The organism is Prevotella sp. E15-22, assembly GCF_023204875.1.
In the GTDB taxonomy this organism is placed as follows: Bacteria; Bacteroidota; Bacteroidia; order Bacteroidales; family Bacteroidaceae; genus Prevotella.
On the sequence record NZ_CP096247.1, the window covers coordinates 1,000,482 to 1,014,316 of the forward strand.

Here is a 13,835-nt window from a genome sequence, read left to right on the forward strand (position 1 = left end):
GTGTCTGGCTTGTCACCCGATGGAAGAAACTGCCTATCAAAGAATGCCCCCCTTGTCCTTCTGCATCCGTTGGATCTGTTCCTTGTTCCGCTCAATGAAAGTCCGACATACCGCATTGAGGATATTGCCGAAGTTGAACTGTCGGCAGTTGATGCGGATGATGTCTAGAGCCCGTTTGATGTCCGGGTTCAGAACCACGGTAATCCTGTTCTCGTCGGGATTGTCGTTGTAGAACTCTGCATATCTGACCATCATATCCCACTCACCAGAGCCAGCCTCGATGATAGGCTGCACATTTACCTGCTTTCCTCGACGTGCTCTTGCTACTTTCGGTCTTTGAGGTGTCGTATCTACTGGTGCGACCTCAGAGCTTTTGTTCTGAATAATCTCCTCACCCTCAGTATCAGAAGTGGTTTCCTCTGCTGTTGTAACCTTCTTCTCTTCCGATGCAGTAGGAATCGGATCATTCTGTGCATCCATGAATGCGCCCAGAGAATCCAGATTAAGGATGTCGGGCTGCTGAATTAACTTGTTTGCTGCCATAACTATTCCAGTTTTTGAAGTTCATTGTAAATCATGTCGAAGGCAGGTGCTACGCACTCAGCCTGAATCTTCGTGTTCCCGAAGGTGTTGTAACGGGCAATGTCAGCCCTGTCAGCTACCATCGGTGTGACGATGCCACCTGCCTGTGCCAGTGCCTCGTCCGTCTTCTTCCAAGTCTGAAGTTCCGCTGCCGTTCCTCGGGTACGGATGACTAGATTCGGAACGAATATCAGTTTCGGCTTTTGCCGTCCTTTGAGGTAGGTTATCCAGATCTTTCCCACCAGATTGAGGAACTTCTGAGTGGCACTCAGACAGTTGAACTCATACTGATACGGACAGACAATCACATCGCTGAAGCCCAGCAGAGGCACCATACCCTCCAGATAGATATTGCCGGGAGAGTCAAAGAGATAGATGCCGTTGGCAGTCTTTACTGACTTTAATAGTTGTGCCGACTGCTGCAGACGGTCAATCTCAATCTGCTTGACCTCGTAAGGCACCTTATCCGTTTGTAGGCTCTGACTGTCGAACTTGCGTTTATCAACGATGGAATGCTGACGGTCACAGTCCAGGACGCAGACATCAGACACATCTTTCTCAGAGAGATAGTTTGCGAAGAGCGTACACAGGGTGGTCTTACCTACGCCACCTTTCTCATTCGCCCAAGTAATGGTAATGTTCTTTTTCATTGCGATACATATTTAGTTATTACTAATTCGATACTACTTATATACTCAGTCAAGACCGACGGATCATAGCCCTTTCATCATCCACCTCACCGTAGCTGTTGCGGTTGGCATCCGGATTGTAGTTGATGCGGTCACTGCTGCCAATATCATTCGATATAGGACGGGACTTGCCAGAAGTAACATGATGCTTATGCTCCGATGTCTCGATGTCAGCAGAACGTGAAGCTTTGAACTTGCTCATGTCTATGCCATTGGCTTCAAGGTCAACCACCTCCCTTTTCGACGGATTCACGCAGAAGAACTTGTCTTCAAAGCGGTACGTCCAGATACCCTCGTCATTCAGACGGTCAAAGATACTCTCGTTGCAACCCTTATCCTTTCCCAGCTCCAACTGCTCGTTGATGGTGTAAAGGGTGGAATAAATGTTATTGCCATTCTCAGAGACATGCAGATGCTCAGAAGATACATTGAACATCTTTGAGAGCAAACGAACCTGCTGTTCGTTGACAGGAGAAAAGCCCTGTACCCAAGCCACCTTATCGTTATACTTGATCTTCTGTACGAGATAGCTGGCCAGTTCCTCTTTATCCTTTCCCATGATGATGTTGCCATGCTTGATGTAGCAGCCGTAGAAACGGTGTAGGTCACGGTTGAGGTCGAAGGTTGTTGCAAGAGGATTCTCTCGCAGCTTGTCCTCGATGAAGAAGTCCACCTTCTGAAGCTTCTCTTCACGGCTCTGGAACTGGAGAAGATCTTTCACGCTAAGAATGTCGCTGCCCTTGAATACGGACTTGGTAGCATTATCGACCACCATATAGCCGTAAGGTGTAAACTCCTTGCCGAGGAACTTTAAGCTAATGCCGAACTTTTTCTTTAGCATTGCCTCCACCTCCTCGCGGCTACTGCTCTGGTCACGGTACTTTTTGAGGATAGCCCGGAGCTGACGGATGCGTTTCTTTTCCTCTTCACCGTTCTTACGGCATAACTTCTCCACGTCCTTTACTGCGATGCTGTCCTGTACCTGACCACCTCTTTTAATATATATGTCCTTGTCCTGGATATATGCCTCGTAGCCCGAAGTCTCGAAGACCGCCATGAACTGAGATACACTCTCGAAGTGGTACGACTTGGCCAGCTTCATCATTTCAGAGTTCTGATGCTTCTGGTCAATGCTCATGATTGATTCAATGGCCTTCAGTGAACGGATATTCTCCATAGAGTCGGCAATCTTCTTTCCATTAGGACTAATACGACTGGTTACGATATGCAGATGGTTGTTACCCGTGTCGTGGTGAAAGTATATCAGCACAGGCTGGCCATCGTTGTTGTAGCCCATCTTATCAAGATACTTCCAAGCAATCTTGATAAGCTCTTCCTTGGAATACTCAGAACCCTTACAGGAAATGGCAGCATGAAACTGAGTCATCCGAGTACGGTCATTCCTGGCAGAATAGTCCATCAGATAGTTTCTGAGCGACGTAATGCCACGCATATCGGGAGCATCCTGCAGGTACCCGAAGTTACGGATGGCTACCAGTTCTGCCACACCATGCTCCACCTTCCGCTCGTTGTAGCGGACGGCAGAGAAGGTGCTACTGGACTTTAGGATGGTTGCAATCATACTGGTTTCTCGCTGAAGATACGTGTAAAAATCTTATGTTCCGTGGCTGCTATGTCACTGTTCAAGGATAGGAGCTGATGCAGTACCGGCTCAATGGCAGAGGTCACATACCGCATTTCATACTCGCCGTTTTCCGCAAGCACGTTGCAGTAATGCGCCACCTGATTGAGGTTGTTTCCGATACGATTCAGGTCGGCCTCGTGCCTTGATATGAGCGGATAAAGCAAGTTCATCGACTCGATACGACGCTTCATGAGCGTGTCATCATAGTGGGCCACCGCATCGCGGATCATGGCACTGATGCCGCTATAGTTAGCCGCCTTTTCCTCGAACATATCCCTTTCCGCACCGCTTACTCGGAGTCTTACGATACGGTCTTTGTTTCCGGATTCTTTCATGGTCTCTGTAATAGTCTGTGAGTTGCGAACAGACTTTCTTCCCCAGCCGAAGGTCTGGCAAGTGGCGTTTTGTGGTAACAAACGCACAACTTGCAATCCCATCAACGATGGAGCCGTCTGTCCAGTTGGACACTCCCCGGAATAAAGGTCGGTCAGAGCCGTTGAAAGAGGCCTGCCATAATTGAAGTCGATGGAAGTCCATCGCCGAAGTCGTTGCAAAAGTAGTCATTTTCATTGATTAATATGTCCTATTTAAAAAGTTTATATACTTGTGCATTCGTGCGCTTGCGCATTCATGCACGTGTGCGGTTGTACGCTTGTGCATGCACTACCGCATAACCTTGTACGTTCGTGCCCTTGTACGCTTGTGCATGCATAATTGCACACACTTGTGCAGTTGTACTTTCATGCATTTGTGCAGTTGTACGTTTGTGCCTGCATTATTGCGTAATCGCAGACCCTTGTGCAGTCATGCACTTGTGCTTGCACAATTGCACACAATTATGCAGTTATGCGTTCATGCGTTTGCGCAGACTCAGATTATGGAGCCCACTGCTTATTCTCGAAGACATAGATACGAGCCTTGCTGCTGTCACCACGAGTCACGAGCCAGTCGAAAGCCAGTTCCTGGTGCTTGCGCTTCATCACGATGTCCCGTCCATGAACGTTCTCGTTGCCAATCATGAAGTACTTATGGCAGTGAGCGGCAATCCATCCGTTATCCACACCATAGATGTTACCAACCTTCCGAGACGTGCCGTTGCCCCATTTGTTGGTGACGTAGCTGCCGATGACGAACTCCGGCTGATACTTCTTAACGGCACTTACCGCATCCAGCTTTTCCACGTCATCAGGGTATTGGATGACAGGTTGCCCCATTTCGCGGTATATCTTCATGATGTCCTCACGTTCCTGAAGACGGGAGTCCGTAATTGGTATGTCCAGCTCACGACCGAGCCATCCGCTGCCACAGCAGATCTCGATGGCATCGGGTGCAAACTCACCGCCATCGTCAATCTCCGAGCGTAGCCACTCGACCAGTTCTGTGGTCGGAAACGTGTATAGAGCCGTCTGCATGAGAAACAGGTTAATCTCGTCTAACGTGAAGTCCTTGATTCTCTCATACGGCACAGGATGGATGATACCGCCATCCGAAACCATTTCCCTTGTCAGTTCTGCAATCTTCAAGGGGTTGACATTCTCGGCAGAAATAACCCTTCTGCCCTTGCTTTGGCTCATCACATTGTGAAGAACCTCCTCTTTGGAAACCTTGTCCATGCTGTTATCTGTTATGTAGTCCATAAAAACTTGTCTTAAAAGGATGCGCAGGGAAGGCAGAGCAAAGAAGCCCTGCCAATCCTGCCTATATGATGGTTATGCCCAGCAGAACCTTACCCACTTGCTTTCCTTGTCGCACTTGTTGAGCGCATCGCGGAGCAGAGAGACCAGTTCATCATGGCTGATGCCGAAGTTCGTGCAGATGCAGTCGATGTCGTCACCATCCTCCAGATGCCATGAGGCTACGGCCTCTGTCACGCGCTCCAAGTCTTCCTTGTCCACTTGGAACTCGTCGGGGATGGCTTCGCCTTGGCCGTCGGTAGGAAATTCCATGTCACACTCGAACACGATGTTGAAGAGTCGGAGAAAGTAGTCCTTGCTCACGTCATCGTAGTTCTTAATCCACTGCTGCAGGTCGCCCTGTTCAAAGCTGACCCTGTTCACTGTTGCAACTTTTAATTCTTGCATGCTGATTGAAAAATTGTGGCAGGCCGGTTACACCTGCCGTTACCTTTGTTATCAATGATGGCGGTTGTTATGCCGCTTTCTTATGCTCGATGTACTTGGCTCCTGTTATGAGCACCTGGTCATCCCTGAACTTGACCCTGCACTGGAGTACAGACCAGCATCGGTGATTCTTTCGTCTATAGAGTCGGATGTAATAGACCTCCTGCGCATTGCCTGTTTCCATCGCATAGTGCTTGATATGCTGGCAGGCGATACGGTACGATGGCAGCTCATTGGCAATCTGTTGCCCGTTGCTCTCTGTCTCTACGTTGAAGTAGAAGCGATGTTTGGGATAAACTGTTGTTTGAGTCATAACTGTGAATTTGAATTTTATCGACTAAGCCTGAGTCCCGAGGGGGATGAGATTTTTCCTTTTTCTCCGTCTCCTGGAGTGCAAGCTTTTTTTTATTTCCTTCATCGGCTGAAGCATCGCCGTCGGGGTTTTCGATTTTTCCGGTGCTGAGAAGAGTGAAAGACCAGGAGTGAATGACCAAATAATTTCGTGCGTTCTTTCAGAATACCCGCTTTCCTCCGAGTATCAGAGAAAACGGGAAGCCTGCTGGAAGAAGGCAAGCGAAATAGTATGCGGTATTTTGTCAGCAGCTCCTTTCACTAACTTTGCACCGCAAAATCAGAAAACCAAGGCGAAGCAGGGACTAACAGATGAGGGAAGGGTGGCGAGCACTCCAGAAGTGAGAGACGGTGAATACCACAAGGCCTTCTCATACGTGAAGCCATAAGGCATTAGGAAGTGATGGCACAGCATCCCTGCTATGCCGACTCTCCCGACAAGCCAGTTCCGTGTGCCGACAAAGGCCTCACGGGAATGAATGCAGAGGATGAATGGTACTGCGGTTCATCGTGAGCGATGACAGACCTTTTCCTGACGAGCGTTTCGGTATATCAGGCATGGTCCGACATACCGAATCCCGAGAGCAGGATAGGGTCTGAGCAGTAAGGGTAAATACTTGTCAGAAGTGTGCATGTCTGAACAAGACTCCCGCAGTTCTGACGTGTATGACCAGATCCAGGCATCCGGCATCCATCCCATGTGAGGACTGTCGGCAAGCGGAAAAGTAAGGCACAGTGACAGCCGTGCTTTACGTTGGCAGAAGGGAAACAATGAGGTTCTTTCATCGGCCAACTGTCGCATCAAAAGTCGGCCAACTGTCGCACCAAAATTTTGCCAAATGACCAAACGAAAACTTGCCAAATAACCAAACGTAATGGGCGGATTGTAATATAAATTCGTATTTTAGGGTACCAATAGTGCCATAATAATAGGTTCACAGTTATACTATGAACCTAAACCGTGATTTCAGTCACGAACCACCCTTGCTAACCAGCAAGACACATTATGGAAGAAGCTTATCTTCCGTAACATGGTATTTGCCGCTTCGCGAGAGTCAAAGGTCTTTGCGCACTCTGGGACTTTAGTCCAAGTAATACGTTTTTTACTGAAAACAGCCATATATTCCTCGTTGTCATTCTGGATAATGTACTGTGTCATAACCGAAATATTGAAGTAAAACTTGAAAAGAAAAATTGCCCGTATAGCCCGATAGCACAGCTTGGAAGGACTTATTCGGCTGCCTCCTCGTTATCTTTCATAGTCTGGATTTCCATGTTAGTGACAGCGAAGATGATACGGCTGCGCTTCTTGCCATCCTCTTCCCATGTGTCGGGCTTGAAGAATCCGTTGCAGGTGACGTACTTACCCTTTAGGTCGTCCAGCTCATCCTTCTTGCTGTTAGACACCCACTTCTCAACAGGGAGCAATGCAGTCTTGGTGACCTTCTCATCACCCTTGTTCTCGGTGTGGCTTACTGAGAGACAGAAGCGAGCGATGCTGCTCTTCTCAAATTCCTTAACTTCAGGTACTGTAGCGACGAATGCGCTGATTGAAAACTCGTTAATCTTTTTCATTTTTCTAAAATTTTAATTGGTTTATATTCAATTTATTCGAGGCAACAAAACGACGCGGAAAAGTGGTGCGACATGGATTTATCTGTGAATACACGTTTTGTTTATTGCCCATAGGCAAAGACCTGTCGGTAAAGAAAAAGGAAGATTCATGGAAAAATCATTGTCCAAGGGCGGTAGGCAGTCCACGGAAGAGCCGGAAATTAAACAGGCTCCCGCTTCGTAACTTCGCGGAGAATAAATGAGTATAACGCCAAGATTAAAATGGAAATGAAAAAGTAGAGTTTACAGAGCGCATCAGCACAGTGACGGATAGGGATAAAAAGAGAAGAGCATACCGTATCTGCAGAGAGTAAGCCGGAGAACAAGAATGATGGGACACCAACCATGCTCCCAATGTTGAGACAAGAAAGACCAAACCAAACAGCAGAAGTATGGGCCGACCTAAAGGGAGGGCTGGCTGCAACACCGATTTTACATAGACACAAAGGAAGAGGGTAGTGAGGAGCGAAACAACAGAAATCGACCAGGAGCTAATGGAGATTCTTGAAAGATGACAGGGAGGCAGAAACCAAGGACTAGCCTGTGCCATCGGCTATACGGGCATGGCTTGTGACGTAGTACATCATACTGGGTATCAAATAAAAGCTTCATTTTTCCGTTTTTTAATTAAAAAAGCAATGGAGAAAATAACATTATGTCACGATCATGTGCCAGGAACTGTCCCTGGCATTCTTTTTCAACTTGAGGATGGAGAGCAAGTCCTATATCACTCTACCGGCATTCAGGCAGATCCTGATGATGCCGGAACTAATTCAGGCTTGCGTAGTGAACTGGGCCGACATCGTTTGGCCATGTGTAAGGCCTATACCATCATGCAGGTTCGTAGGATGGACATGACCAGTCGTGTTTTCGAGATGGAAGTGTCCCGTATATTAACAGACAACTACGACCTTCCCACTAAAACACGTTCCAAACCACTATATCCACGCCTGATACGATATATTGAAGAGGCTCACCGTGACGGTATAATGGGCGATGGCCGATATGCTGTTGCTCTTGGCAAAGCCAAGAAACTACATAGGTTTCTTTACATCATAGGTCGAAGTGCGATTACTGTACGTGAGTTCTCGACTGAATTGGTGCTGAAATTCCGGCACTTCGTATATGATGAGTACATGTATGTCCCCCAGTTCCCAGAGTTATATCCTCGTGGCAATGGCCATCGTCCTCCTACGAAACGAATGAAAGACACGACCGTTGTACATGATTTGAAGATCCTACAGGCCTTTTATGAGGAGCTTAAAAATGCTGACGAAATCCGCCGCTCACCATTCCATAACATATCTGGTGAGCGGCGCCGTGTCATCATGCATGTGATGTATGATACGCCAGTTTGTTTACGAGCAGAGGAGTTCAAATCGGTATTGGAAACCTCTGTGCCAGAAGAATTACAATGGGCTAAGGATCTGTTTGTGCTGAACTGTGCTATCGGTTGCCGCATCAGCGACCTTCTTCGTTTGACCATGGAGAAGGTGGCGGTGTCAGATGAGGGCATTCCCTATGTACATTACATACCTTCGAAGACCTCAAAGTTGCAGACTAACAATGTTGAGGTAGTCACACCGTTGATTGAACCTGCTCTAGAGATTGTGAACAGAACGCAGTTGAAGTTGTTAGACTATAATCCTCACTACGGCAAACAAAGGTATAATATAGCACTACGAAAGCTTTTGTCGTATTGTGGTATCACACGGAAAGTAAGTGTTTTCTGTCAGGATACAGGTGACAATATATACAAACCTCTATGTGAGGTAGCGAGTTCGAAACTAGCCCGTAAGACACATATTGATATGCTCAGCAAGGTTCAGATCAATTACTATGTCGCGGGTTTGCATCGAGCAGGATCGGATTCGGTATTCAGGTATACGAATCTGGAGTTAAGGGATAGGTATGAATTGTTCAAGATTGCATTTGGGTGTTAAGACGATGAAAGAGTCTTTCTTTTAAGTATTTACTTCTGCACTTTCTTTTAGCTTCTCTTTTCTTGGTGCATTACCAAAGAAAAGGAAGCCAGGCGAATTTGCATCACCTGGCCACCTATATGGTAATAGTTCAGAGCTTACCGCATTCCGCATAGCTATAGTAGCATCCGTCCGTTACAATCACATGGTCGGTAAAGTGAATGCGCATGATTTCAGCGGCCTTCTTCACGCTTTGGGTCAGCATATCATCGTACTTGCTGGGATGAAGGCTTCCTGACGGGTGGTTGTGGCAGATAGCCATGATGGTGGCGTTGTTGAGGACGGCTTCACGCATGATGATTCGAACGTCAACACTGACTTCTGTCAGACCTCCCTGACTGATGCACTCTGCTTTAATGAGTCTGTAGTTGTTGTTCATCAGCAGGATATAGAAATGCTCTGTTTCTAAGTCCATCATCTTCGGTAGCATGTAGTTGTAGATGCGGGTGGCGGTGGCCATGTCGGGTTTAAGTGCTGCCATAGCCTTTTGTCTGCGCTTGCCGAGTTCTACGGCTGCAAGGACTTTACAGGTGGTGCAGGTGCCCACACCTTCCACATCGTTGATTTCATCGAAACGAGCCTTGCCGAGGGTGTTGAGGTTGCGGTCGAACTTGTCCAGAATGTTCTGAGCGACATCTACTGCGGTGAGTTTGCTTGTTCCGCTGCCAATGAGGATGGAAAGGAGTTCCGCATCAGAGAGCGCTTCCACTCCGTACATCTGAAGTTTCTCACTTGGGCGGTCTTCGGTAGCCCACTGTCTGATAGTCATTTTTACGGTACTTGCCGTGTCTGCCTTTAATGCTGTTGCTGTATTCATAATCTTGAAATTTAATTGAGTTTTTTCTTCTTGAACTGCTTGGTCTTTGCGAGGAACATGGCCATTCTGACGTGTGCGCCTGCCTGCTCCATCTTCTCACGGAAATCATCAGAAGTCCTGCCCGTGGTGCAGATGTCATCGATGATGAGGATTCGCTTGCCTTGGAAGAAGTCCGTGTCAATCCATACGTTATCCTCGGCTGCATACTCTCCGCAGATATGAACCTTTTCACGTTTGCCGATAACCTTGATGTGGTCGAATCCGTTGATGGCACCGGTCATGGCACATACATTCTCAGAGAACTTACGGAAGCGTCGGGTGTAGGTGCGCTGACAACTGGCAGGAATGCAAACGATGATGGTGTCTTTCAAGTCCAAGAGTGCAAGAGACTTTGCAAAGAGCCGTGAAACTCTCTCGGTGGCGTACTTGCGTCCACTTTTGAAGTCTATGATAAGGCGGTCTGCCTCCTGCGCCTCAAATGATGCGTGTCTGAGGTACTTCTGCGGCAGGTAACTCATCAGTGCGTACTTGAAAATGCCTTGGTTGTCCATATTCTGCGATTTTTTTTATGCGGATTCAGGAGCTGTGAAGTGAGTTCCTATTGAACCAAGTCCGAACTCCGTGAACCCTTCGTTTTTTTTTTGCGTATTTCTATCGCCGTTTGTTTCGTTCCTGTGGCTTTCAAGAAGGTCGCAAGTGAGGATAAGGCAAGTTTTTCAGGCAAAATACTACCCTTGAAGAGGTGTGGAGATTTTCCCGGAAACCCTTGGGCCTGGAACTTGACATTCCAAGCTGAGGGTTTACCTTTGCCACAGGAACGTATCTAACGGGCGTAACGGAAATACACAGCGAAGGTTCACGGTTCGGACGACCAAGCACAAAGGGCTTGCACCACGAAGAGGGTATTCACTCCCTTGTCAAGGCACCACAAGGAAATGTTCAAGAAATCGATGCTGTTCACAAATTCGTGAACATGCTTGAAATAATGAACAAAAGGTTGTACTCGCTTTTGTTATAGTTAAACAGTTCTAAAAAACCACCGTTTTATATAAAATGAAAAAGAATTGGCTCGTTGCATTATTATGCAATTCTAAAATGAGTACTAAAAACCGCCGTTTTTGTTACTTTTTCAATAAACTCTTGCAAATCACAATAATTATTTGTATTTTTGTGCCAAAATTGGTACTTTAATCTAAGTATCATAAATATAGAACAGTTTTAATTTTGGCACAGGCTTATGATAATCGGGTATGCACGTGTAAGTACGCAAGATCAACAGACGCTTAGACAAATTGACCAATTGAAAGATTTTGGTTGTGAAAGGATTTATGAAGAGAAAGCGTCAGGAACCAAACGTGACAGAGTAGAGTTGATTCGAATGATGGATGCCCTTCGAGAAGGAGATGTCGTCATTATCACAGAATTGTCTCGATTAAGCAGATCTGTTAAGGACCTGTTTGAAATTGTGGATAGAATCCATAATATCGGTGCAGACATTAAGTCTTTAAAGGAATCGTGGATTGATACAACTACTCCTCAGGGTAAACTTCTCTTTACAATTTTTGCTGGAATAAGCCAGTTCGAACGAGACTTGATCCGTCAAAGAACTATTGAAGGATTACAGGCAGCACGTGCAAGAGGTCGCAATGGTGGTCGACCTCCTAAAGAAAAGTCAAAGGTAAAACTAGCATTGAGTATGTATGAATCAAAGGTCTGTTCGATATCGCAGATTTTGGAAACAACCGGGATTAGCAAAACGACTTTATACAGATATATAAGGCAACAAAATGGCAATCATTGAGTCATGTATGTGTATTATCTGGTAAGATTTCTCTTAAAAAAAAATAAATTATACGCGGTTGTGTTATACGCACGCGTATAATTTTGTATCTTTGCATAAAATTTTAAGCTTGTAAATAGATGGAAGTACCTTTTCAATACGGGAGATTAGCTGAAGCTAAAAGCTTCATTGATAGAATCGATGACAGACGGGAGTTGAAGAATTTCCTGAGTCATGGGATTAATACTATATTGGTATCCCCAAGACGATGGGGTAAATCGTCGTTAGTGAAAGAATCCATGAAAGAACTTGTGGAAGAGGAAAAGAATATTAAAGTTTGTTTCTTGGATGCATATAAAATACATACAGAGGAAGAGTTTTATAATAAATTCGCATCGGCTATTATACAAGGTGTTTCATCTACTTTGGAGCAGAAATGGGGTGATTTCCTACGATTCGTGAACCGCCTGACACCTAGCATAACGATTGCAAGTGATCCAATGAACTCCATTGAGGTGGATTTGAAGATAAATCCTGTGAAAGAAAATCCGGAAACGATTCTTCAGCTCCCAGAGAAGATAGCTATCGAGAAGGGAATCCGTGTCATAGTTTGTATAGACGAGTTTCAGCAGTTGGCAAATATTCCTCATTGGGAAAGATTGGAGTCTATGCTGCGTTCAGAGTGGCAGTTGCAGCACCATACGACCTATTGTCTGTATGGAAGTAAGATGCATATGATGAAGAAAATCTTCAATAACTCTAGGAGCCCATTTTATAAGTTTGGTCAGATGATGCAGCTGAAGCGAATATCCAAAGAATACTGGTTGCCGTACATTGTCAACAACTTTGAAGCTACAGGTAAACATATTACGGAAGAACAAGCGGAGAAGTTGTGTGAAAAGGTGAAATATAATTCATGGTATGTCCAGCAATACTGTTTCTTTGTCTGGTCGCATACAGAAGGAATCGTTTCTGATGAGGATATTGACCGGCAGTTAGACATGGTTATTGATACTAATGCGGAAACATTCCAAAATGAACTTGATGAGCTGGTACCCTCACAGATTGCCTTGTTGAAGGCAATTGCATCAGGCGAAACGCATTTTAACGCCAAAAATGTGGTAGAGAAATATCGTCTTGGCCAGTCCCAGACTATCACAAGGAACAAGAAGACACTTGTCGAAAAAGATTTGGTTGAGAAAACTAGAGATACATTTTCCTTCGTGGATCCGCTGTTTGAGCTTTGGTTAAAACGCGAATATGGGATAGTTTAATATTATGGCTCGATACTGAAAGATGAGTACCGAGCCATAATTGTGTTTGACAGGACTATTTGAACGTCTACGGTTTCTGGTTTTCCTTGATTTAATAGTACTGTTCATCCGTAAGGATGATGTAGCCGCATAGGGTCATGCCTACAGACTCTGCGGCTTTGGTGAGTCCAACCACCGTTTTATATAAAAACAGATAAGATATTTGTTTGGTTATGAAATTATGCCTATCTTTGTCTAACAACTCATATATTTATCAAGTTATAATAAACCCTCATATAAACAAGTAATTAGATGATTATTGGTTATGCACGTGTTTCAACGGAACAACAAAGTCTGAATCGGCAAATTGACAGGCTTCAAGAAGCTCACTGTGAGAGAATCTTCTCGGATAAGGTGAGCGGTACCAAAAAAGATCGCCCAGAGTTTACGATGATGATGAACACGATACGCGAAGGCGACATCATCATTGTCTGCGAGCTTTCGCGTCTTAGTCGTAAAGTCAAGGATATTTTTGCCATTGTCGACAAGATACACGAATTGGGCGCGGACATTAAATCTTTGAAAGAAGAATGGCTCGATACAACGACTCCTACAGGTAAATTGCTCTTTACGTTTATAGCAGGCATTAGCCAATTTGAGCGTGACATGATTCATGAAAGGACAATGGAGGGGTTGAATGCTGCTCGTAAACGTGGACGCTTGGGAGGTCGCCCAAAAATTCCAAAAGATGATGTCGAGGCAGCTTTGAAGATGTATGACAGCAAGAGCTTTACACTGGCAGAAATAGAAATGCGTACAGGTGTAAAGCGTCCGACTCTTTATCTGTATTTGAATAGGAGAAAAAATGGAGAACTTTGATGCTTGAAAACTCTCATTTTTGAGGAATGGTATTTACAATAAAAACGCTTATATTACTACGGTAACTCGAAAAAAAGTGGGTTACCGAAGTAATATAACGCAATTTTGGCCAAATTGGTGAAT

15 protein-coding genes are annotated in these 13,835 nt (G+C 45.4%); 4 read left to right on the plus strand and 11 right to left on the minus strand.

Going from position 1 to position 13,835, the window contains the following annotated elements:
* Nucleotides 1-36: 36 nt before the first annotated feature.
* From M1D30_RS03900 to M1D30_RS03940, 9 genes are all read right to left on the minus strand, one after another.
* The gene (locus M1D30_RS03900) at nt 37-543 is read right to left on the minus strand and encodes a hypothetical protein (RefSeq protein WP_248506472.1); all 507 of its coding nucleotides are present in this window, start codon (nt 541-543) and stop codon (nt 37-39) included.
* Between the two features lie 2 nt (nt 544-545).
* Nucleotides 546-1,232, minus strand: coding sequence for a ParA family protein (locus tag M1D30_RS03905; protein ID WP_248506474.1), 687 nt, complete (start codon nt 1,230-1,232; stop codon nt 546-548).
* Between the two features lie 49 nt (nt 1,233-1,281).
* On the minus strand, nt 1,282-2,853 hold the full coding sequence (locus M1D30_RS03910) for a relaxase/mobilization nuclease domain-containing protein (protein ID WP_248506476.1): 1,572 nt from the start codon (nt 2,851-2,853) through the stop codon (nt 1,282-1,284).
* Nucleotides 2,850-3,470 (minus strand): plasmid mobilization relaxosome protein MobC, encoded by a 621-nt coding sequence (gene mobC, locus M1D30_RS03915; RefSeq protein ID WP_248506478.1) that lies wholly within the window; start codon nt 3,468-3,470, stop codon nt 2,850-2,852. The genes M1D30_RS03910 and mobC overlap by 4 nt, the downstream gene beginning before the upstream one ends.
* A 321-nt stretch (nt 3,471-3,791) precedes the next feature.
* Nucleotides 3,792-4,553, minus strand: coding sequence for a hypothetical protein (locus tag M1D30_RS03920; RefSeq protein WP_248506479.1), 762 nt, complete (start codon nt 4,551-4,553; stop codon nt 3,792-3,794).
* A 72-nt stretch (nt 4,554-4,625) separates the two neighbouring features.
* On the minus strand, nt 4,626-4,997 hold the full coding sequence (locus M1D30_RS03925; RefSeq protein ID WP_248506481.1) for a hypothetical protein: 372 nt from the start codon (nt 4,995-4,997) through the stop codon (nt 4,626-4,628).
* 67 nt (nt 4,998-5,064) lie between these two features.
* Nucleotides 5,065-5,349 (minus strand): hypothetical protein, encoded by a 285-nt coding sequence (locus M1D30_RS03930; RefSeq protein WP_248506483.1) that lies wholly within the window; start codon nt 5,347-5,349, stop codon nt 5,065-5,067.
* Between the two features lie 590 nt (nt 5,350-5,939).
* Nucleotides 5,940-6,173 (minus strand): hypothetical protein, encoded by a 234-nt coding sequence (locus tag M1D30_RS03935; RefSeq protein ID WP_248506485.1) that lies wholly within the window; start codon nt 6,171-6,173, stop codon nt 5,940-5,942.
* A gap of 444 nt (nt 6,174-6,617) precedes the next feature.
* Complete coding sequence (locus M1D30_RS03940; protein ID WP_248506487.1) at nt 6,618-6,962, minus strand: single-stranded DNA-binding protein; 345 nt, start codon at nt 6,960-6,962, stop codon at nt 6,618-6,620.
* Nucleotides 6,963-7,639: 677 nt separating this feature from the next.
* On the opposite strand from M1D30_RS03940, the gene M1D30_RS03945 reads away from it, so the two are divergent.
* Nucleotides 7,640-8,944 carry a hypothetical protein gene (locus M1D30_RS03945; protein ID WP_248506489.1) on the plus strand — a complete coding sequence of 435 codons (1,305 nt, stop codon included), beginning with the start codon at nt 7,640-7,642 and terminating at the stop codon, nt 8,942-8,944.
* A 130-nt stretch (nt 8,945-9,074) separates the two neighbouring features.
* Here M1D30_RS03945 and radC read toward each other — a convergent pair whose 3' ends face one another.
* Both radC and M1D30_RS03955 read right to left on the minus strand, forming a co-directional pair.
* A complete protein-coding gene (radC, locus tag M1D30_RS03950; RefSeq protein WP_248506491.1) occupies nt 9,075-9,800 on the minus strand; it encodes a DNA repair protein RadC in 726 nt (241 codons plus the stop codon).
* 11 nt (nt 9,801-9,811) lie between these two features.
* Complete coding sequence (locus tag M1D30_RS03955) at nt 9,812-10,351, minus strand: phosphoribosyltransferase (protein ID WP_248506492.1); 540 nt, start codon at nt 10,349-10,351, stop codon at nt 9,812-9,814.
* A gap of 686 nt (nt 10,352-11,037) precedes the next feature.
* Between M1D30_RS03955 and M1D30_RS03960 the strand changes: the two genes are divergently transcribed.
* The 3 genes from M1D30_RS03960 (at nt 11,038) to M1D30_RS03970 (ending at nt 13,712) form a co-directional block, all read left to right on the plus strand.
* The gene (locus M1D30_RS03960) at nt 11,038-11,601 is read left to right on the plus strand and encodes a recombinase family protein (protein ID WP_256466174.1); all 564 of its coding nucleotides are present in this window, start codon (nt 11,038-11,040) and stop codon (nt 11,599-11,601) included.
* A 119-nt stretch (nt 11,602-11,720) separates the two neighbouring features.
* Nucleotides 11,721-12,854 carry an ATP-binding protein gene (locus M1D30_RS03965; RefSeq protein WP_371874166.1) on the plus strand — a complete coding sequence of 378 codons (1,134 nt, stop codon included), beginning with the start codon at nt 11,721-11,723 and terminating at the stop codon, nt 12,852-12,854.
* A gap of 291 nt (nt 12,855-13,145) precedes the next feature.
* A complete protein-coding gene (locus M1D30_RS03970; RefSeq protein WP_248506498.1) occupies nt 13,146-13,712 on the plus strand; it encodes a recombinase family protein in 567 nt (188 codons plus the stop codon).
* Nucleotides 13,713-13,835 lie beyond the last annotated feature (123 nt).